The organism is secondary endosymbiont of Heteropsylla cubana (assembly GCF_000287355.1).
Classification (GTDB): Bacteria; Pseudomonadota; Gammaproteobacteria; order Enterobacterales; family Enterobacteriaceae.
Genome location: NC_018420.1, coordinates 1,054,204 through 1,075,805, shown reverse-complemented (window position 1 = coordinate 1,075,805; position 21,602 = coordinate 1,054,204). Strand labels below are relative to the sequence as shown.

General features: G+C 36.1%; 13 protein-coding genes, 2 tRNA genes and 3 pseudogenes. 2 read left to right on the top strand and 16 right to left on the bottom strand.

The genetic code is table 11. The features are described 5' to 3' along the window. Positions 1–4 precede the first annotated feature (4 nt). Together holB and A35E_RS02845 are read left to right on the top strand one after the other, a co-directional pair. The gene (gene holB, locus A35E_RS02850; protein ID WP_014889182.1) at positions 5–1,000 is read left to right on the top strand and encodes a DNA polymerase III subunit delta'; all 996 of its coding nucleotides are present in this window, start codon (positions 5–7) and stop codon (positions 998–1,000) included. A 23-nt stretch (positions 1,001–1,023) separates the two neighbouring features. Continuing rightward, positions 1,024–1,800, top strand: coding sequence for a YchF/TatD family DNA exonuclease (locus tag A35E_RS02845; protein WP_014889181.1), 777 nt, complete (start codon positions 1,024–1,026; stop codon positions 1,798–1,800). Positions 1,801–2,991: 1,191 nt separating this feature from the next. On the opposite strand, the gene A35E_RS02840 is transcribed toward A35E_RS02845, so the two are convergent. The 16 genes and pseudogenes from A35E_RS02840 to ftsH form a co-directional block, all read right to left on the bottom strand. Next, complete coding sequence (locus A35E_RS02840) at positions 2,992–4,725, bottom strand: DEAD/DEAH family ATP-dependent RNA helicase (protein ID WP_014889180.1); 1,734 nt, start codon at positions 4,723–4,725, stop codon at positions 2,992–2,994. An 11-nt stretch (positions 4,726–4,736) separates the two neighbouring features. After that, on the bottom strand, positions 4,737–4,796 hold the full coding sequence (yrbN, locus tag A35E_RS03370) for a protein YrbN (RefSeq protein ID WP_160142544.1): 60 nt from the start codon (positions 4,794–4,796) through the stop codon (positions 4,737–4,739). A 1,052-nt stretch (positions 4,797–5,848) separates the two neighbouring features. After that, positions 5,849–7,966, bottom strand: a complete 2,118-nt coding sequence (pnp, locus tag A35E_RS02835) for a polyribonucleotide nucleotidyltransferase (RefSeq protein WP_014889179.1) — start codon at positions 7,964–7,966, stop codon at positions 5,849–5,851. Positions 7,967–8,217: 251 nt separating this feature from the next. Then, positions 8,218–8,475: a 30S ribosomal protein S15 gene (gene rpsO, locus A35E_RS02830; protein WP_407635087.1), complete on the bottom strand. Its 258-nt coding sequence runs from the start codon at positions 8,473–8,475 to the stop codon at positions 8,218–8,220. A gap of 136 nt (positions 8,476–8,611) precedes the next feature. Further along, the gene (gene truB / locus A35E_RS02825; RefSeq protein ID WP_014889178.1) at positions 8,612–9,547 is read right to left on the bottom strand and encodes a tRNA pseudouridine(55) synthase TruB; all 936 of its coding nucleotides are present in this window, start codon (positions 9,545–9,547) and stop codon (positions 8,612–8,614) included. Further along, the gene (gene rbfA, locus A35E_RS02820) at positions 9,547–9,963 is read right to left on the bottom strand and encodes a 30S ribosome-binding factor RbfA (protein ID WP_044105149.1); all 417 of its coding nucleotides are present in this window, start codon (positions 9,961–9,963) and stop codon (positions 9,547–9,549) included. The genes truB and rbfA overlap by 1 nt, the downstream gene beginning before the upstream one ends. A gap of 68 nt (positions 9,964–10,031) precedes the next feature. Beyond that, positions 10,032–12,203 (bottom strand): annotated as a pseudogene (gene infB / locus A35E_RS02815) (translation initiation factor IF-2); the annotation flags it as partial. A gap of 236 nt (positions 12,204–12,439) precedes the next feature. Then, positions 12,440–12,722: pseudogene (locus A35E_RS03365) on the bottom strand (translation initiation factor IF-2 associated domain-containing protein); the annotation flags it as partial. Positions 12,723–12,747: 25 nt separating this feature from the next. Continuing rightward, positions 12,748–14,235 carry a transcription termination factor NusA gene (gene nusA / locus A35E_RS02810; protein WP_014889175.1) on the bottom strand — a complete coding sequence of 496 codons (1,488 nt, stop codon included), beginning with the start codon at positions 14,233–14,235 and terminating at the stop codon, positions 12,748–12,750. A gap of 21 nt (positions 14,236–14,256) precedes the next feature. Continuing rightward, complete coding sequence (gene rimP / locus A35E_RS02805; RefSeq protein ID WP_014889174.1) at positions 14,257–14,709, bottom strand: ribosome maturation factor RimP; 453 nt, start codon at positions 14,707–14,709, stop codon at positions 14,257–14,259. A gap of 142 nt (positions 14,710–14,851) precedes the next feature. Further along, positions 14,852–14,928, bottom strand: a tRNA-Met gene (locus A35E_RS02800). A gap of 61 nt (positions 14,929–14,989) precedes the next feature. After that, positions 14,990–15,076, bottom strand: a tRNA-Leu gene (locus A35E_RS02795). 53 nt (positions 15,077–15,129) lie between these two features. Continuing rightward, the gene (secG, locus tag A35E_RS02790) at positions 15,130–15,441 is read right to left on the bottom strand and encodes a preprotein translocase subunit SecG (protein ID WP_014889173.1); all 312 of its coding nucleotides are present in this window, start codon (positions 15,439–15,441) and stop codon (positions 15,130–15,132) included. Between the two features lie 908 nt (positions 15,442–16,349). Next, a complete protein-coding gene (gene glmM, locus A35E_RS02785; protein WP_014889172.1) occupies positions 16,350–17,711 on the bottom strand; it encodes a phosphoglucosamine mutase in 1,362 nt (453 codons plus the stop codon). Further along, positions 17,708–18,554 (bottom strand): annotated as a pseudogene (folP, locus tag A35E_RS02780) (dihydropteroate synthase). Before folP ends, glmM begins: the two are co-directional and overlap by 4 nt. Before the next feature lie 1,102 nt (positions 18,555–19,656). Continuing rightward, positions 19,657–21,585, bottom strand: a complete 1,929-nt coding sequence (ftsH, locus tag A35E_RS02775; protein WP_044105147.1) for an ATP-dependent zinc metalloprotease FtsH — start codon at positions 21,583–21,585, stop codon at positions 19,657–19,659. Positions 21,586–21,602: the final 17 nt, after the last annotated feature.

The window sequence follows — 21,602 nt, the reverse complement described above, 5'->3', positions numbered from 1 at the left end:
TACAGTGCAATGGTATCCTTGGTTAAACCAGCCCTATCGGAAGATTTTGCTACGTTATCAGAAAAGTAGCGGACATCATGCTTTACTATTACATAGCCCTATTGGGAATGGAGAAAAATCTTTATGTTATGGGTTAAGTCGTTGGTTGTTGTGTCAGCATCCAGAAGGTATTAAGAGTTGTGGTTTTTGTCATAGTTGTTGTCTCATGACAGTTGGTAACCATCCTGATTTTTATCATATAACATTAGAAAAAGATACTCAAAAAATAGGGATAGATCAGATTCGCGTACTGATTGACAATTTATATTTCCGATCTCACCAGGGAGGAGTAAAAGTTATTTTGATGCTCGACGCTGAGCAATTTACTGAACAAGCAACCAATGCGTTATTAAAAATTCTTGAAGAGCCTCCTGGAGATACTTATTTTCTATTAGGTTGTCATGTACCCTCTCGTTTGTTGCCAACGCTGAAAAGTCGATGTCTTTATTGGTCACTTCCAGGTCCAAATGAAGATTTGGGTGTGCGTTGGTTACAAAAAGAAACAGGGTTTAAGAATGTTCTTTCTGCTTGTGTCGCCCTGCGTTTATCTTCTAATGCGCCTTTAGCAGCAGAAGCTTTATTGCAACCGAAACGATGGAAAGAGCGACTCTTGTTTTGTTCTGAATTAAATATAGCGTATACAAACGGTGATTTTTTAAGCCTTTTGCCATTATTAGAAGAGAATAAGGATAATAAGTTTATATATTGGTTGCTTACCTTTATAATAGATGCAGTTAAATGGCAGCGGGGTGATCAGGTTACTCTTATAAACATAGATAGATTAGAATTAATAGCCACAATCGCTACGCGTAGTTCTACTTATCTATTGCATGCGCAATGGCGACACTGGCAGCAATGCTTATATCAATTACAGACAATTAGTGGTCTAAATAATAAACTTTTATTGACCCACTATTTGCTTAATTTAGAAAAAAGTGTAGTAGATGCGAAAATTTTTTAATAATACAAAAAAAAGGTTCATCTATGTTTCTTGTTGATTCTCATTGTCATGTGGATTTCTTAGATTATAAAACAGTACATTGCGATGTTTCGGATTTAGTAGATAAAGCTCAAATAAAAAATGTAAAATTAATATTAGCCGTATGTACTACATTATCTGGTTTTTATACTATGATGTCGATGATCGGTCATTGTGACAATATTCTTTTATCCTGCGGTGTTCATCCACTTCATATTGATAATCGTTATGATTTTAACGAATTGTGGTATCTAGCAAAAAGAAAAAATGTAGTGGCAATCGGTGAAACGGGATTAGATTATCATGCTAATCAAGAGGATAAGTCGCAGCAACAGATAGTTTTTCGTGAGCATATTCGTGTAGGGCGTGCGTTTCATAAGCCGATTATTGTTCATACACGTAATGCACGTGAAGACACACTTGCAATTCTCCGAGAAGAAAAAGCTTATGAATGCGGCAGTGTGTTACATTGTTTTAATGAAGATCTTGCAATGGCAAGATCTGCTTTAGACTATGGTTTTTATATTTCGTTTTCTGGAATTGTTACTTTTAAAAATGCGGAATCATTACGCGAGATAGCTCGTTTTATTCCTCTAGATAGGCTTCTCCTAGAAAGTGATTCTCCCTATTTAACACCGGAACCTTATCGAGGAATGGAAAATCAGCCAGCTTACGTTCGTAATATAGCAGAGTATATAGCGACGCTAAAAGGAATCTCTTTAATAGATTTAGCTACTGTTACTACAAAAAATTTTAGTCGTTTGTTTCATGTTAAAATTTAGTCTGAATTTTTAATGCTATATGATTTAATTATATTGTTCTGTTACTATAAAATCGGTTATTTTTTTATAATTATTATAAGTTTTTTTTGGTTTTGAATATCTATACTTTTACATAAAACAGAGCAATTAATTCAATTTTTATTAACTTGCAATAAAAAAACAAAATAATAAATTTTGTTGATGATATTAATAGTAAACAAATAAATATTTCTCAATGTTATACCAAAAGGTCTATTCTTAATAAAGAATAGAAGAATATTTAAATAGTTAAAGAACCGGATAATCACTTAAATTCAGTAAGAAGATGTAGGTAAAATTAATCTCTTTAGATTAAAAATTAATTAAAGTTATTTACAATTTAAAGAAAAAAATTTTGAAATATGTTTAATGAATTGTTGATTAGAAATTTTAGAATATGAAAATAATTATTTCGTTTTATAAAAAGATGATTATAATTTTTATAAATAATTATGACAATATGTTACATCGACAATATAGATAGAACATTGTCTATGACATCATCATTAAAACGTTTTAAACTTATGATATCATTTTTTTTACTATATAAAACTTATTTTTTAAGAAATATACATAATGTTGCATAATCTTAATGTATCAAGTTTTTAACTAATGCTATATAAAATATATATAAATAATAATTTATTTGTGAATAATACGATAGAACTGTTAATGGTATGGTGAATCGTAGAAAATTATAAGTCTGAGGAAACACATTCCTAATAATCTGAAAAAAAGTATTGTTAAACTTAAAAGGCGCTTGAAAATAAGAGAGTAAGTCTAAGTGGCTTTAAATAAGAAAATGATTGTTTTATAAAAATAAAGAAATTTAAAATAACAATTGTTTTAATAAGTTCAAATAAACCTTTAGATATGTTGATCAGTAATTTTCTGGATATTATCGAATATTTCATCATCAAACAAAAGATGAAAGAAATAAGATAGTAATCAGTATAACAAAAGATATAATGAAATTCCCCAAGAAAGCTCCTATCAGTTTTCCCTTGGGGAAAGGTAAATAAAATTATTTAAAATTAAGAACTTACACAAAGAAATATAAAATAATCCATTAGTACTGAAACATGTCAATCATATATATGATAAGGAGGATTTATTGGATAATAATCTATCGTTATCTTTTAGATACCACGAGTTATCATGTATAAAAATCAATTAGAATAATGTTCTCCGTTGCAAGTTATTACGACTAATATTAGAATTTATCCGGCGATCTTTTCCGCGTGACTTTACTTCTCCTATAAACTGCATATGGATAGGTTTATTGAGAATTCTTGTGCGAGTAAAATGAGAGAGAATCTCTTTCGCCATACTTTTTGGAAGTTCTATCGTTGAATGAGATGCGAATAATTTGACATTTCCAATATAGCGGCTACTGATGTCGCCTTCATTGGCAATAGCGCCGACAATATGACGAATTTCTACGCCATCATCACGTCCTATCTCGATACGGTAAAGATCCATTTCCCCAATATTGCGAGAGGAGCGACGTGTTGGACGGTGATTTCCACCTTCTCGAAGTTCGTGACGTTCACTGTATTCACGGCGTGATCGTCGTTCGATTACTGGATCCGGTGGTAATATTAGAAGACGTTCTCCCTGCGCTATCTTTAATAGTGCAGCAGCTAGTGTTTCTATGTCAATTTTCTCTTTTGGCTGTAGTTTTTCTAATAGCGTTCGGTATACATCAAGATCATCGCTTTTTAATTGACATTGTATTTTATTTGCAAACTTGGATAGACGACGCGCGCTTAGTAGTTCAGGGGTAGGTATGTAGACTTCCTGGATTGGAAGCTTCATAACACGCTCAATATTTCGTAGCAAGCGACGTTCGCGAGTTTCCACGAATAAGATGGCTCGCCCAGCGCGGCCAGCACGACCGGTGCGACCGATACGATGTACATAGGATTCAGAATCGAGAGGAATGTCGTAATTTACCACTAAACTAATTCGATCAACATCGAGTCCCCTAGCAGCTACGTCTGTGGCAATCAAGATATCTAAACGACCATCTTTTAATCGATCTAAAGTTTGTTCACGTAGGGCTTGATTCATGTCGCCATTTAGAGCTGCGCTATTATAACCACTAAGCTCAAGTGCTTCGGATACTTCTAGTGTTGCATGTTTAGTTCGGACAAAGATGATTGCAGCATCAAAATCTTCAGCTTCTAAAAAGCGGATTAATGCTTCATTTTTTTGTAAACCTTGGACTATCCAGTAACTTTGTCTAATATCGGGACGTGTACTAACATTAGAGTGAATGCGTATTTCTTGAGGTTCATTCATGAAACGGCGACTAATTCGTCGAATAGCTTCTGGCATAGTGGCTGAAAATAGTGCGGTTTGATGTTCTTTAGGGACCTTTGCAAGAATATGTTCGACATCTTCGATAAAACCCATACGTAGCATTTCATCAGCTTCATCTAGCACTAGTCCGGTTAGATTAGAAAAAATTAACGTACCACGTTTTAAGTGATCCAGTAAGCGGCCTGGTGTTCCTACAACTACTTGTGGCCCATGGCGTAGTGCTCGTAATTGTACATCATAACGTTGGCCACCGTATATGGTAACTACGTTAACTCCATTTATATATTTAGCAAAATCAGAACAGGCTAACCCTACTTGTACCGCTAGTTCGCGGGTTGGTACGAGGACTAATAACTGGGGCGCAGCTAAGTCAGCTTTAATGTTGTGTAAAAATGGTAGAGAAAAGGCTGCTGTTTTCCCACTCCCAGTCTGCGCCATTCCTAATACGTCTCGTCCGGATAACAGATGCGGAATACACGCAGTTTGAATAGGCGAAGGTTTTTTATATCCGAGATCAGTTAATGCGCTAAGGAGCGATGCTTTTAGCCCTAATTCAGTAAAAGAGGTTTTTAGTTCAGACATGTACACGAGCCTCATTTTTTAATGGCGGCCAGTCTACATACTTTGTCGTGAAAGTTTTCATTTGTTTTCATAATAAAGTGTGAACCGGCTTAAGTTAAATGTATAACGAAAAAATCAATTTAATCTATGTTGATCGATAAGGGGAGTTCAGGAAGATTTAAATATTTTCGTTAACTATTTCTGGTCCGACTCTGATAGATTTTTACCCTGAATAAAAAAGAGATTCTTTCAACGATGCATATTAATGTTCAATAAATTGTATACATTATTATCAACTGTCATGTTGAAATTCGTTGAATTGGTGTTCTTGTCGCCTAGATTTAAATAGTATTTTACTACTAATTAGAAGTAACTGTTATTAAGATGCTACAGCGAAAGTGTTGTTATCTTCATCTGCTTTAAGGCGTTCCATCAACGTCAATTCATTAATATTACCGAGACAAAACTCGAAAATATTTTGTTCCCACTCTCTTTTATTTGCCTTTAGATAATGGCTGTTAAGCGCGTTATTTTCTTTTTTTTATTGATGTTTTTATTCAACTAGAAAAAGTAAGAGTGAGCGGAAAAGATCATGTAGATCGTTGCTATAAAACGCTTACAGATTATTATCCTGCGCTAAAACAGTAGTAGTTTTACCATAAAAATGGTGATTCTACACTTGAAGTGCGCCTAGTTGTAATTTGGGTCAAGTTCTAGTACAGAATCAAACACTCTATAGGCGGTATCATATTTACCTGCCTGTGTTAAGTATATGTCAAGATAATTAAAATATTTCTGACATTTTAGATTAAAGTTCAAGCTTTTAAAAATGTCATGATATAGCAAGGTACTTTGAGAGAAAGAGTATCATACAGTACTCTACTCTCATATAATAAATATGGTTACTTTTTATAATATAAAGAAAATATATTAGTATATTGTAGTTATTAAGATAACTTCTTATAGAATTAGAGAAATATTGAAAGTTAGTATTTAAGCTATCTTTATATTGTTAATCATTTCTTCTAGAATTCTTATATTTTTAAAGTTATTAAATATAAAAAGCTAATATAAGTAAAACTTTATTGTTTACTCGTTAAGGTATATGCAGATCTTATGCCCTTTAACTATTTTAAATTTAAAATTATGATTCTTTAGTAATGGTGGTTTTTTCTTTAAGAAACCCGGTTTCTTTTAAACTTAAGCGAATGCGGCCTTGACGGTCTATGTCTAGGACTTTAACTAGAACTTTTTGTCCAAGTTCTAAATAATCGCTAACTTTTTCTACTCGTTTATCAGAAATTTGCGAAATATGAACTAGCCCTTCCTTACTACTACTGATTGATACAAATGCTCCGAAATCTACTATTCGTGTTACTTTACCACTATAAATACGTCCTAGTTGGATCTCAGCAGTAATTTCTTCGATACAACGAATAGCATAACGAGCTTTTTCGCTATTGGTTCCAGCGACTTTTACAGTACCATCATCTTCAATTTCAATCGTAGTACCGGTTTTTTCTATTAATGTTCGGATAACGGAACCACCTTTTCCAATGACGTCTCTAATCTTATCTTGACTAATTTTAATCGTATGAATTCGAGGAGCGAATTCAGAAAGGTCTTTGCGTGGAGTGCTAATTGCTTGTTCCATTACGCGAAGGATATGCAGACGAGCACCTTTAGCTTGATTTAAAGCTATTTGCATAACTTCACGAGTAATTCCTGCAATTTTAATGTCCATTTGTAGTGCGGTTATCCCTTCGAAGCTACCAGCAACTTTAAAATCCATATCGCCTAAATGGTCTTCATCACCTAAAATATCGGATAATACAATAAAGTTATTGTCTTCTTTTACTAACCCCATGGCGATTCCAGCAACGGCTCCTTTGATAGGCACTCCCGCATCCATAAGCGCGAGCGATGCCCCACAAACGGAGGCCATAGAGGAAGAACCGTTTGATTCTGTTATTTCAGATACCACACGAACAGTATATGGAAATTCACTAGCGGTGGGCATTACCGCCAATACACCACGCTTTGCCAAACGGCCATGACCGATTTCGCGTCGCTTTGGGGCACCTATTGTTCCCATTTCACCGACGCAGTATGGTGGAAAATTATAGTGTAGCAGGAAACGATCAGTACGTTCACCAGTCAACTCATCAAGACATTGTGCATCACGTTCAGTTCCTAGCGTTGCAGTGACCAATGCTTGAGTTTCCCCTCGAGTAAATAGTGCAGATCCATGAGTTCGGGGTAAAACACCGGTTCGGATATCTAGGCTGCGAATCATATCTTTTTCACGCCCATCGATACGGGGTTTTCCATGCAAGATTCTGTTGCGTACTATATTTTTTTCAAGCATGCCAAGTATTTTCTTAATCTCATTTGCATCTAGGGTTTCGTCTTGAGTGGTTAAATCTATAATCACGTCTGTCTTGATGGCGTCAATAGCAGTATAACGTATTTGTTTTTCAGTTATTTGATAGGCGTCGTTTAGGCGAGACTCAGCTAAGAGAGCGATACGATTTTTCAGGTCAACATTAATTTCTTTTGTTTTCCATGACCATTTTTTTGGCTCGCTTTGAGCTATTAGTCGATTAATGCTATCAATGACGATTTGTTGCTGATTGTGGCCATAGATCACTGCGCCAAGCATTTGATCTTCATTGAGAATATTTGCTTCAGATTCTACCATTAATACAGCATCCTTTGTTCCGGCAACAACAAGATCAAGGCGGCTAGAGCTTAATTCAATCTGAGTTGGATTTAGTATGTATTGATTGTTGATGTAACCAACGCGTGCTGCGCCGACAGGGCCATTAAATGGAATGCCGGAGAGGCTCATCACTGCAGAAGCGCCGATCATTGCTACAATATCGGGATTTACTTGGGGATTTACTGAAACGACCGTAGCGACAATCTGTACTTCATTTAAAAAATCTTCTGGAAACAATGGACGAATAGAACGATCAATTAGTCTAGAAATCAGTATTTCATTTTCGCTTGAACGTCCTTCACGACGAAAAAATCCACCAGGAAAACGACCGATAGCATAAGAACGTTCTTGATAGTTTACAGTTAATGGAAAAAAATTTTGTCCTGGTTTTTCTTGTTTTTCTCCAACAACAGTTAAAAATACGGCTGTGTCATCCATGGTGACCATGACTGAAGCAGTTGCCTGTCGAGCGATCATATTAGTTTCTAATGTAACAGTATGTTGGCCGTATTGAAATTTGAGAACAATCGGATGTAACAAAATAGTTTCCTTTTTTAAAATAAGGGGGGGGCTTGCGATTATATCGCATGTGTAATTAATACATTCTTTTTTATATCCTTACTTGTTTAGTGTGCGTATTACCATATAATGGATTCATCTCCCTTATTAGGCACATAACTATCGCAATAGAAGAAAATTTATACACTTCAGCTTAAACAAAAGTATCTAGAGTATGTCTGTTTAGGAAAAAGGGGGCCACATATGGCCCCCTTTTTCCTAAATTTATCTATTTAGCGGCGCAGACCTAATCGTGAAACCAAGCTTGTATAACGAGCTATATTCTTACCTTTCAGATAGTCGAGTAGTTTACGACGTTGTGAAACCATGCGTAAAAGGCCCCGTCGGCTATGGTGATCTTTTTTATGTGCTGCAAAATGTTTTTGTAAGGTATTAATATGTGCAGTTAAAAGAGCAACTTGAACTTCAGTTGAACCGCTATCTCGAATATTACGTCCGAAATCAGTTAAGATTTTTGTTTTTTCTTTCATTTTTAGAGACACCGTTAAACTCCAAAATAATTATGAAATAATAGGCGCCGATCTCTAATTCAGCAATTTATTTTATAAACAGTATATTTTACTCTGATCCTGTCCTGATTGCAAGATGATTAGATGATCAGGGTTGTTATTTTAGCATCAGTCGACGCGGTGTTAGTTGTCCTAATGTAACTATTTCAGCGATGCCAAAAAATCGATTAGCATCTCCTTCAGTTAAACGTACAAGACCATATGTTATTTGCTTTGAAATAGATACTGTTTTTCCTAGGCGTATTTGTTCTGCAATTATAGACGTTAAATTAACTGTAGGTATATTTGAAAGTGCACTATCTGTCGGTAATAGTAAGCTATCAAGCAGTGTGAACGTTTGGAGTGATTTTTTTTTAATCGCTTCGGAAATCTCTTCTATTCTCGCAAGCGTAACCATTTGATTAGTAGTATACTGACCTACTGCGAGACGGCGGAGTGCAGTAACATGTGCACCGCATCCAAGATATTCACCTAAATCATCGATAAGAGTCCGAATATAAGTGCCTTTTGAACAATGAACTTCTATCTCTACCTCAGGTAATTTCCAGTTACGTAACTTTAAATCGTATACATAAATTAGGCGTGGTTCACGCTGAATGGTAATGCCTTTTCGAGCATATTTATATAATGGATGCCCTTGATGCTTCAGTGCAGAAAACATAGAAGGTATTTGGCTAATTTTACCACGGAAGTGATTTAAGGCAACTGTAAGGTCTTCTTGATTGATTGATACAGGACGTATACTCACCGTTTGGCCATCGGAATCAGAAGTATTAGTTCGTTTACCAAAGAAGGCGGTGACATGATATCGTTTATCTGCTTTTAGCAGATATTGACTAAATTTAGTTGCTTCTCCAAAGCAGATGGGGAGCATGCCTGTTGCTAAGGGGTCGAGTGCACCAGTATGTCCAGCTTTGTTAGCAAGAAACAACTGTTTTACCTTTTGTAGAAGGTTGTTGGAAGACCGCCCACATGGTTTATCTAATAGGAGAATGCCGTTAATATCCCGACCCTGATAACTGTGACCCACCATTAGTTTTCCTTATCAAAACTATTTAGGTTATTCAATGTACTAATATTTTGCTGTGAACAATTATTTGGAACTATCTGGTCAATCAAATTAGCTAAGTATATACCATTTGTTAATGAGCAATCGTAGATAAAAGTTAATTTAGGTACAGTTCGAAGATGCATACTTTTTGCCAGCAAGGTACGGATGAAACCTGTTGCATCTTGTAATACCCGGAGTTCCGTTTTTATTTGCTCCGGGGTGTTGATATGTAGAAAGGTAACAAAAACTTTAGCATGAGTTAGATCGGATGATGTTTCTACACTCGATATTGTCACCATAGTAATTCGTGGATCTTTAAGTTTGTGTTGTAGGATGTATGCGATTTCTTTTTGCATCTCATTATCAATGCGTTGAGTACGACTATATTCTTTATTTATATTAAATTTCTCCAGATTGCCTGGGTGATTATTATCTCAGGTAATAAGTGTTATTTTATCAGATATAATCAAGTGATTGTTCGTGGGATTTCAATGGTTTCAAATATTTCAATTATATCACCTGAATGCACATCATTATAGTTCTTGATACCAATTCCACATTCCATACCGTTACGTACTTCGTTAACATCATCTTTAAAACGACGTAATGACTCTAGTTCACCTTCGTGTATTACTATATTTTTACGTAGGATGCGGATTTTATTATGACGCTTCACTATACCTTCGGTTACCATGCAGCCTGCGATGGATCCAAATTTCGGTGAACGGAATACATCACGAACTTCTGCTAGTCCAATAATTTCCTGTTTATATTCCGGTGTTAACATCTTGCTCATTGCTGTTTTTACATCATGAATCAAGTCGTAGATGACGGAATAATAACTTAGGTTAAGGTTTTCCGATTCAATAACACGACGAGCAGATCCATCAGCTCGAACATTAAAGCCGATGAGGATCGCTTTAGAGGCTGCCGCTAGTGTTGCATCAGTTTCAGTAATTCCACCTACACCTGAAAAAAGAATTTTCACTCTTACTTCTTCTGTAGATAACTGGTTTAATGCAGCGCTAATCGCCTCACTTGATCCTTGGACGTCAGATTTTAACACAATGTTTAGCTCAGACATTTCACTATCAGTTAGGTTGGCGAAGATACCATCTAATTTAGACTTTTTTTGATTTGCTAATTTGATGTCACGGAATTTTCCTAGGCGATGAAGTGCGACTTCACGAGCTTTTTTTTCGTCTCTTACAACTGTTGCTGCATCTCCAGCTGCTGGTACTCCAGAAAGTCCCAGTATCTCAACTGGAATAGAGGGACCAGCAGAGGAGATATCGGAACCAAGTTCGTTACGCATAGCACGTATTCGGCCATATTCAAAACCACATAAAACTATATCACCTCGGTGAAGGGTTCCTTCACGGACTAAAATAGAAGCAACAGGTCCTCGTCCCTTATCTAAAAAAGATTCAATAACTACGCCATTTGCCATGCCATTGCTAATAGCTTTTAGTTCTAATACTTGCGCTTGAAGTAAAATAGCGTCTAGTAATTCATCAATGCCAGAACCAGATTTTGCAGAAACACATACAAACTGGCTATCGCCACCCCATTCATCTGGAATGATGCCGTGTTGACTCAATTCATTTTTAATTCGGTCTGGATCTGATTCCGGTTTATCAATTTTATTGATAGCAACCACTACAGGAACTTTAGCTGTTTTAGAGTGTTGAATAGCTTCTATAGTCTGTGGCATAACACCGTCGTCACTTGCTACCACAAGAACGACAATATCTGTTATTTGTGCACCTCGTGCTCGCATGGAAGTAAAAGCCGAATGTCCTGGGGTGTCTAAGAAAGTAATATTTCCCTGATTAGTTTTTACATGATAAGCGCCGATATGTTGGGTAATGCCGCCTGCTTCGTTTATTGCCACCTTAGTTGAACGGATATAATCTAGCAGAGAGGTTTTTCCATGATCAACATGACCCATTATGGTCACCACTGGTGATCGAACTTCCTGAGTATTTATGCTACCAGTATCACGGTCAGACATTATAGATTTTTCTAGTTCGTTCTCATGGCGTAAAATTACTTTATGTCCCATTTCTTCTGCTACTACTTGAGCGATTTCCTGGTCAACAACTTGGTTGATGGTAGCCATGGTGCCTAGTTTCATCATAACTTTTATGACCTGGGACCCTTTGACTGCCATTTTGTTAGCAAGATCTGCTATAGTAATCGTTTGTCCAATAACAACATCGCGATTTATTGCTTGAGAGGGTTTATTAAACACCTGAGTTAGTGTGCTTGTTTTACGTTTTCCTTTATTTCCTCGACCTACAGTACGCGCTTCTTCTCGATCTGATTTAGTTTCAAATAAACGACTGTTCTTTTTCTGCTTGTTTAATTTTCCGCTTCGGGATCGGATTCGGCGATCGCCTTCTACTTTACGATCGTTTTCATCTTCAGCTTCTCTAGCATGATGAGAGGTTGTAATATGGTAGTCGCTGTCATCTTCTTCAGAAATTTCAGATATGTTATTCCATCTATTACTATGTTCTTCAGCCATAAGGCGAGCTTCTTCCGCCACTTGTCGAGCTTTTTCTTCTATTTTACGCCGAGTTTCTTCTTCTGATTTTCGTCTGAGATCTATAGCTTCAGCTTCACGGCGCATTTTTCTAGTTTTTTGTGGTAAGTGGTTTATGTTTTTAATCTGTTTGTTTACTAATTGTTTACTTTTTGATAGCACATTTTTTGCCTGTACAATATCTTCATGCCAACTCTTTTTTTCGAGCGTATATTTTGTATTTTTTAGAGAATTTAGATCTGCGTTCTTTTTGCCAGTCTCTTTTTCTATATCACTTTTTTGTTCTATATTGTGAGTTTTTCCTTTCTCCTGTTTTTGTGGATTTGATGATATATAGGTTCGGTTTTTTCTTATTTCAATTTGTATTGCTTTACTTTTACCCCCACTGCTGGGAATATTTAAGGTGCTGCGTGTTTTTCTCTTCAAAGTTAACTTATTGGGTTGCCTGCCGCGATTGCGGTTCAGATATGTCAGTAAGGTAGCTTTTTCCTTCTGCGTAACAGAATCTACTATAGTTTTATTGATCCCTGCATCAGCAAAGTGCTGTATCAGGCGATCGACTGGAATCTGTATTTCAGAGGCGAGCGATTTTACAGTTACATCTGTCATGCTGTTCCTTTCGTGCTACAATGTATTATGCGTTTTCTCCAAACCAGCAAATATTGCGAGCAGCCATGATAAACTCGCCGGCTTTTTCACTACTTAGGCCTTCAATATCCGCCAGGTCATCGATACCTTGCTCGGCAAGGTCTTCTAACGTACAAACACCTCGAGCTCCCAGTTTAAATGCTATATCACGTTCAAGTTTAGGGAGCGCAAGTAAGTCTATAGCGGGAAATTGCGCTCCACAATTTACTTCTTGTGCTAGCGCAATTGTAGTGAGCGCATTTTTTGCTTGCTCTCGTAACGTTGTTACCATCACCTCATCGAGGCCTTCAATTTCTAACAGCTCATTAACTGGTACGTACGCCAATTCTTCAAGAGAAGAGAATCCTGCTTCTACAAGAAGCTTAGCAGACTCTATGTTGATATTAAGATTTCGAGTAAAAGTATCGATTGATGCATGGGTTTCAGCTTGATGTTTTTCCTTCAATTCTTCTACTGTCATCACATTTAGTTCCCAACAACTTAGTTGAGAAGCTAACCGGACATTTTGACCGTTACGTCCGATAGCTTGGGCAAGGTTGCTTGCTTCTACTGCTATATCCATGCTTTGTTTATCTTCATCTACTACAATAGATACGACGTCGGCAGGTGCCATTGCATTAATGACAAATTGAGCTGGATTATCGTCCCATAGGACGATATCGATTCGTTCTCCCCCTAATTCACTTGATACTGCTTGAACACGTGCACCACGCATACCAACGCATGCACCTATAGGATCAATGCGTTTATCATTACTCTTCACGGCGATTTTCGCCCGTGAACCAGGATCGCGAGCGGCAGCTTTTATTTCAATGATCTCTTCACTTATTTCAGGTACTTCAATCCGAAATAACTCAACTAGCATCTCTGATCGTGATCGGCTTACAAAAAGTCTTGCGCCGCGCGCTTCTGGTCGGACTGAATATAAGAGTCCACGAAGACGGTCACCTGGACGAAAATTCTCTCTCGGTAACATATCTTCACGCAATATAATTGCTTCCGCATTACTGCCAAGATCTAGGCTGATGCTGTCTCGGTTTACTTTTTTTACTATCCCAGAAACGATCTCGCCTTCATGATTGCGAAATTGATCAACTACCATCGCCCGTTCAGCTTCACGCACTTTTTGAACGATAACTTGTTTTGCGGTTTGCGTAGTAATACGATCGAATACTACCGACTCAATTTCATCCTCAACATATCCACCAAGCTGTGCTGTAGGGTTATCAAACTGGGCTGCATCTAATGTAATCTCTTTAGTAGGTTGGTTTACTTGATTGACAATAAGCCAACGACGAAATGTTTTAAAATCCCCCGATTTATAGTTAATGCTGACACGTACTTCGATATCCTGTTCGTATTTTTTTTTCGTTGCTGTGGCGAGTGCCATCTCGAGCGCTTCGAAAATTTTTTTTCGCGGAACAGCTTTTTCGTTGGATACTGCTTCAACAACAGCCAGAATTTCCTTGTTCATTCTAGTTGCCTTAGTAAAACGTTAAAAGTTGAATATCAGATTCGCTTTTTGGATATCATGTAATGCGAACACTTGATTTTTTTTACCTACTGTTAGTGTGATTATATCCGCGTTAACTGCTGTAAGAATTCCTTTCCACTTAAGTCGATTTTTAACTGCAACACGTAGTATTAATTTAATATTGCTTCCGATAAATCGGCGATAATGGTCGGTAGTAAATAGCGGTCGATTTAAACCGGGTGATGAGATTTCAAGAGTATAGGGGGTGGAAATAGGATCTGCAGCATCTAGTAATATGCTTATTTTTTGGCTTACATCAGCACAATTATTGGCGGTGATGCCCCTGTCATTATCGATATAAACACGTAGTGTCGACTGGTGGTTGCGAATGAAATCAACACCTACTAGCTCAAATCCAAGGTCTTCGACAGGTACAGAGATTATCTGTATTAATTTTTGTTCTAATGTGGACAAAGAGTACCTCTAAGACATAAAAAAAAAGGGCTATTTAGCCCAGTGTGAGTGTATTAAAAAAAAATCCCAAAAATTGGGGCATAAATGAATAAAATTTATAAAACTTTTAGCATATCTAAAAGAATATGGTATTAAATGATATTGGTTGCGGGAGTTGGATTTGAACCAACGACCTTCGGGTTATGAGCCCGACGAGCTACCATGCTGCTCCATCCCGCGTTACATTGAAACAATATCAGTTTACTACGATAAATTATAAAAATCAAGTTTTCTTTGAAATTGGTACCGAGAACGGGACTTGAACCCGTAAGCCCAATGAGGCACTACCACCTCAAGGTAGCGTGTCTACCAATTCCACCATCTCGGCATTTTTAATGCGATCTGATTTTTTTTATTTCCAGGATTAATTTTAATTATCTACTATGAAATACTGTTGTTTTTTTCTTGTTGAGGCGCTTTTGAATCTTGATCTAGATGATTCCACTGGCTATCTTTCTGTTTATGATTTGTAGTTAGGATGCCTAGTATGAGGCTAAGAGTAAAAAAAAATATTGATACAATTGCTGTCATTCGACTAATAAAGTTACTAAAATTGCTTGAACCAACAAGGTTAATAGAAGCACTAGAACTAAAAGAAGCTCCAGTATCAGCACCATTTCCATGTTGTATCATTATTAATGATACTAGAAAAATCGCTATTAATAAGAATATGATTAAAAAAACTTGATACATGATTTTTAGTATCCTTTATACAATCAGGGTACTTTTAAAGAAGTTTAATTAAAATTAATCTAAGAATTATATACTAATATAAATTTTACTGAGTTGCAAGAGCATTTTACTATCAATTAATTTTTATAGTAAATATGATGAAGGTTGAATGGATAATATTTCCTGTTTTATTGAATATTTTCATAATGAAAGAAGACCCGGTGTTTCTAGATAACTTTTTCGGTGTTTTAATAACGTTAATTTGCTTAATTACTTTTATTGATTCTAGTTAATGCTTTGTATTCAGGAAATCATTTTTCAGCCACATGAAACTGTCACAACTTCCTTGTATACATAAAAAGTATTAATCTTTTCTAAGGTTGCGTTATGTTAAGTTAAGTTGTATAACTCATATGCTATTACAGTAAAAAAAGTAAGATATCACTGTTGCCTCTTCTTATCGATATCATCTTTTATGTATACTTAATTAGCCTGTTTTGTTCATCAACGGGAATAAATGCTCTTATCATAAGAGATTTATGTCGATTTCTGTTTTTTATTGTTTTGATCATCTCGCATTAAAGTTTAATTAGCTTAGTTAGTAAAAGCGTTCTTAGATTAATACTAAGAAAATTTCTCCGTGATGTTCAAAAAAAAGGTATAGATGCGTAACGTATAATTAAAAGAGCGTTAATATTAACTGATAGATGAGTAATAAACATAGCTCATTATTATTCTTGAGTTTTGTTTTTCTAATTTAATAATACAGAACAATATAGATAAATTGTTGATCTATATATTGAATATTAAAACCTTTTAAGTAATACTTAAAAAGTAAGCATATCTTATAATTTATACTATAAAAATATAAAAATTGTAATTATTAAAAAAAAGAATGTGCAATATAAGGTTTACTTATAAGAATTTTATCAAGATTCGTTGCGATTAGAATTGGCCGCGATATCTTGAATAGAGTTGGCGAGATGATGAGCTAAGTGGTTAACTTGTCTGATATCTTCTCCTTCTACCATAATGCGGATAAGCGGTTCTGTTCCCGATTTTCTTAAGAGAACTCGTCCACATCCACCTAGTTGATTTTCTATTGCTTTTCTAGTTTTCGTGAAGTGTTTCGAATTAATCGGATTATATGATCCTTCGTATGGTACATTAATTAAAGCTTGTGGAAGTAAACGCATGTTACTGCAAAGATCATGCAAATTCATATGGTTAATTACGATTGCGGATAATACTTGTAATCCAACAATAATACCGTCTCCAGTTGTTGTTTTGTCAAGCAAGATGACGTGACCAGAGTTTTCAGCTCCGATATACCAATTTTTTTCTTTCATTTTTTCAAGTACATAGCGATCTCCTACTCGAGTTCTTATAAAGGGAATCCCCAATGTCTTCAACTCTCGTTCAAGCCCTATATTACTCATTAAAGTACCTACCACTCCACCAGACAGTTGACCTTGGCGTAGTTTTTCTTTTGTGATTATATATAATATTTGGTCACCGTCTACTTTGTTTCCGCGATGATCCACCATAATGATTCGATCACCGTCTCCATCATAGGCAATTCCCAAATCAGCTTTTTCTGCTATTACTGTACTTTGTAAGATTTTAATATTAGTAGTGCCACACTTTTGATTAATATTTAGTCCATCTGGACAACATCCAAGAGTCACTATTGTTGCACCTAGTTCACGTAATATCCTGGGGGCAATTTGATAGGTTGCACCATTGGCGCAATCGACAACAATTTTTAATTTTTTCAAACTTAAATTAGAAGGAAAAGTTCCTTTACAAAATTCAATATATCGTTCTTCTGCATCAATAATACGGCTGGCTTTTCCTAACTCTGTTGGTTCGACGCAGTTTAGTGGTTTAGCTAACTCTAGTTCAATAGCTTCTTCTACTTTATCAGGTAACTTAGTGCCGTTGGTTGAAAAAAACTTAATACCATTATCATAAAATGGATTATGAGAAGCGGAGATTACGATTCCAGCTTCAGCACGAAGAGTACGAGTTAAATAAGCGATAGCTGGAGTTGGCATGGGTCCAGTAAACGCAGCGGAAAGACCCGCTGCGGCTAGCCCTGCGTCTAAAGCTGATTCTAGCATGTAACCTGAAATTCGCGTATCTTTTCCTATAATAATCTTTCGAGATCCATGATGTGAGAGTACTTTACCTGCAGCCCAGCCGAGTTTTAGGATGACATCTGGTGTAATTGGAATCTTTCCTACTCTACCACGAATTCCATCTGTACCAAAATATTGATGATTAATCATTGAAAATAAGTTTCCTTTTCTAGAAGCGTAGCTTCTACTATTCGTATTGCTTGTGCTGTTTGCTTGACGTCATGGGCTCGAATGATTTTTACACCTTGAAGTGCGGCAATAACTGCGCAGGCGACACTTCCCGAAACCCGTTGTCCTGTTGATGTATTTAATACTTTACCAATCATTGATTTACGCGACATTCCTACCAATAAGGGTAATCCTAGATGATGAAACGAAGATAATCGGGAGAGGAGATGGTAATTATGTGAAAGGCTTTTGCCGAAACCAAAACCTGGATCAAGTAGTATTTTATTTTTTTTAATACCTGCATTTTGACATTCTAAAACTTTTTCTTTCAAAAAGGTTGTTATTTCTAGAACAATATTTTCATAATGCGGTGCTTTTTTCATGGAGGTTGGCATATCACTCATATGCATTAAACAAATCGGTAGTTGTATGTTAGCAGCAGCTTTTAACGCTCCAGGTTTACTAAAAGCGCGTACATCGTTAATTAAATGTGCTCCTACTGAAGCACTTTCACGCATTACAAGCGGTGTCGAAGTATCCACTGATAAAAAAAGTGTCAAAACGTTGCGATAGTGCCGCGACTACTGGGACTACTCGGCTTGCCTCTTCTTCTTCGCTAATAGGTAGTGAACCTGGTCTGGTTGATTCGCCACCAATATCGATTAAGGTGGCTCCGGATTTTAGCATATTTGCAACATGATCGATGGCATGTTCAATACGTTGAAATCTTCCGCCGTCGGAGAATGAATCGGGAGTTACATTTAAAATTCCCATGATGCGAGGTACATTAAGATTAAGAATGCGTTCTCCTGCAATAATTTGCATAATAGTATGTCCTTTAAACAACATAGAATATTAGGTTATCTTAACATTTTAAGATCATCGTTGCTTAATTTTGGTTTTATCATTAAAAATGTTTCTTATTAGAGTTAAACAAACATGCTTTAATAATTCCATTCTTTCTTTATTAAGAACACGGTTTTAGACTATAAATCTTAATAGTAAATTAATGGATAAACCCTCATCGATTACATAAAAATTTTTAAAATATATAACTTTATGAAAGTTGTCATATTGTGTATAAGAAAAAAAAGCTTAAAAAGTGTGAGCGGTTTTTATTACTTTAATTCTTATCCAATAATATTTTAGTGTATTTTACTTTCTCTTTTATATTGGGGCTTTATTTGTGCTTTATTTTTGTAAGTCAGATTGAATCGAACACTCCTATCTATACATAAAAGAAAAATATAAATTAATATGAGGAATTATAAGAATTTCATTGTTGGTAACATGGTATGTTTATTTGTTGGCGTTAAGACGACAAACTTCATTGAAGATAAGATATAAAATATTCCAGTACAAATACTTATGAAGTTGAGATTGTCATTCTAATAGCTAGAATGCATGAAATTATTTTAATTCTGGAAATTACACATACTAATTATTTTCTCTCAAATGAGAGAAACGTAGAAATTTATTTATGTTTAAAAAATCTGAACTTACAAGAAAACTATCTAAGAGCTAATTAACAGTTCTTAAATATCATTATATTTAATAATGTGTTAATTCTTTTGAATTTCTAGAAGAGAATATTAATCAAAGTGTTACAATTGGTACAACTAATCTATAAGAAAGAAGTTCTTATTTAGATAAATTATTTCTTTTTAAGAAAGAAATCTGACTTTTCGGCCTACTCGTGTCTAAAAAAACGATATATATCGTTATGATTTTTTTTATACAAGGCGTTCTAATTGTCACATAAAAATTAACACTAAATAATATAGTAAGATAAGTCTTGTTAAGATGCTTTTTTTTGTTTCTTGTTTATTTATAAATGTATTTATATAATAAAAAGCCCTTTTTTATAGCAAGATAAAAAGAAGGGCTTTTTATTTATATACACAATGATTTAAAAACATGAATTAATTTAACGATAACGGCATTCCGGCATTGTGGTGATTGGACTTGAGGTGTGATCTTTATCTACTAAAATAGGTGATTGAGGTGTACTGTCATCGTTGTCAACTTTTTTAGAGAAAGTGTCATTCCAGCCGATTGGGCTTCGAATAGCATTTCGTTTCATTAAATCATCAATTTGCCGTGCATCGATGGTTTCATATTTTATTAAAGCATCCTTCATAGCATGTAAGATATCTAGGTTGTCAATTAAAAGCTTGCGTGCTCTGATATAGTTACGCTCAACGAGAGATTTAACTTCTTGATCAATAATGCGTGCGGTATCATCTGATATATGCTTAGCTTTAGCTACGGAGCGGCCGAGGAATACTTCTCCCGTTTCTTCAGCGTAAAGAAGTGGACCAAGCTTGTCTGAAAATCCCCACTGGGTTATCATATTTCTAGCAATTGCAGTTGCTACCTTAATATCATTAGAAGAGCCAGTAGAAACTTTCTCCGGACCATACACGAGTTCTTCCGCTAACCGGCCAGCGTACAGCGTTGAAATTTGACTTTCCAGTTTTTGTCGACTTGTACTAATAGCATCTCCAACTGGCAAGAAAAAAGTTACTCCGAGTGCCCGACCTCTAGGTATGATGGTTACTTTATGTACTGGGTCATGTTCTGGCACCAAACGACCAATAATAGCGTGGCCAGCTTCATGATAAGCGGTAGATTCTTTCTGTTCTTCAGTCATTACCATCGATCGGCGTTCAGTTCCCATCATGATTTTATCTTTAGCTTTTTCAAATTCTAGCATAGATACTACACATTTTTTGCTTCTAGCAGCACAGAGTGCTGCTTCGTTAACCATGTTTGCTAAATCGGCGCCAGAAAATCCGGGAGTACCTCGAGATAAGATAGAAGCATCCATGTCTGGTGCTAGGGGAACATGACGCATCTGTATTTTTAGAATTTGCTCTCTACCTCGGACATCAGGGAGATCAACGACAACCTGGCGATCGAAGCGTCCTGGTCGAAGTAAGGCTGGATCTAAAACGTCCGGTCGGTTTGTTGCTGCGATCACAGTGATTCCTTCGTTACCTTCAAAACCATCCATCTCTACCAACATTTGATTCAATGTTTGTTCTCGTTCATCATGCCCTCCCCCGAGACCGGCACCTCGTTGACGACCAACAGCATCAATTTCATCGATAAATATTATGCAAGGCGCTGTTTTTTTTGCTTGTTCAAACATATCTCGAACTCGAGAGGCTCCGACACCGACAAACATTTCTACAAAATCTGAACCCGAAATAGTAAAGAAGGGCACTTTAGCTTCTCCTGCGATAGCTTTTGCTAGTAATGTTTTTCCAGTTCCAGGTGGTCCTACCATTAGTACTCCTTTAGGGATTTTTCCTCCTAGTTTTTGAAAACGACTAGGTTCACGCAGATATTCAACTAGCTCACTAACTTCTTCTTTAGCTTCATCACAACCAGCAACATCAGAAAATGTTGTTTGAATCTCTTCTTCTGAGAGCATTCGTGCCTTGCTCTTACCAAATGACATAGCACCTTTACCTCCGCCTTGCATTTGGCGCATAAAAAAGATCCAGACTCCAATTAGTAAAAGCATGGGAAACCAAGATATAAAGATAGAAGCTAGTAAGCTGGGTTCTTCCGGTGGCTTTCCTACGACTTTGACGTTTTTAGTTAAAAGAATATCTAGCAACTTAGGGTCGTTAACCGGGATATAGGTGGTATAGCGGTTACTGTCTTTTTTAATAACGGTTATTTCACGACCGTTAATATGTGCTTCCCTAACCTTATCCTGATTTAATTCATACATAAAAGTAGAGTAATCTACTTTATGTTTATTGGACTCGCTGGGTCCGAAGCTCTGGAATGCTGACATAAGCACGACTGCAATCACCAACCAGAGAATCAGGTTTTTTGCCATGTCACTCAAGGGATGAA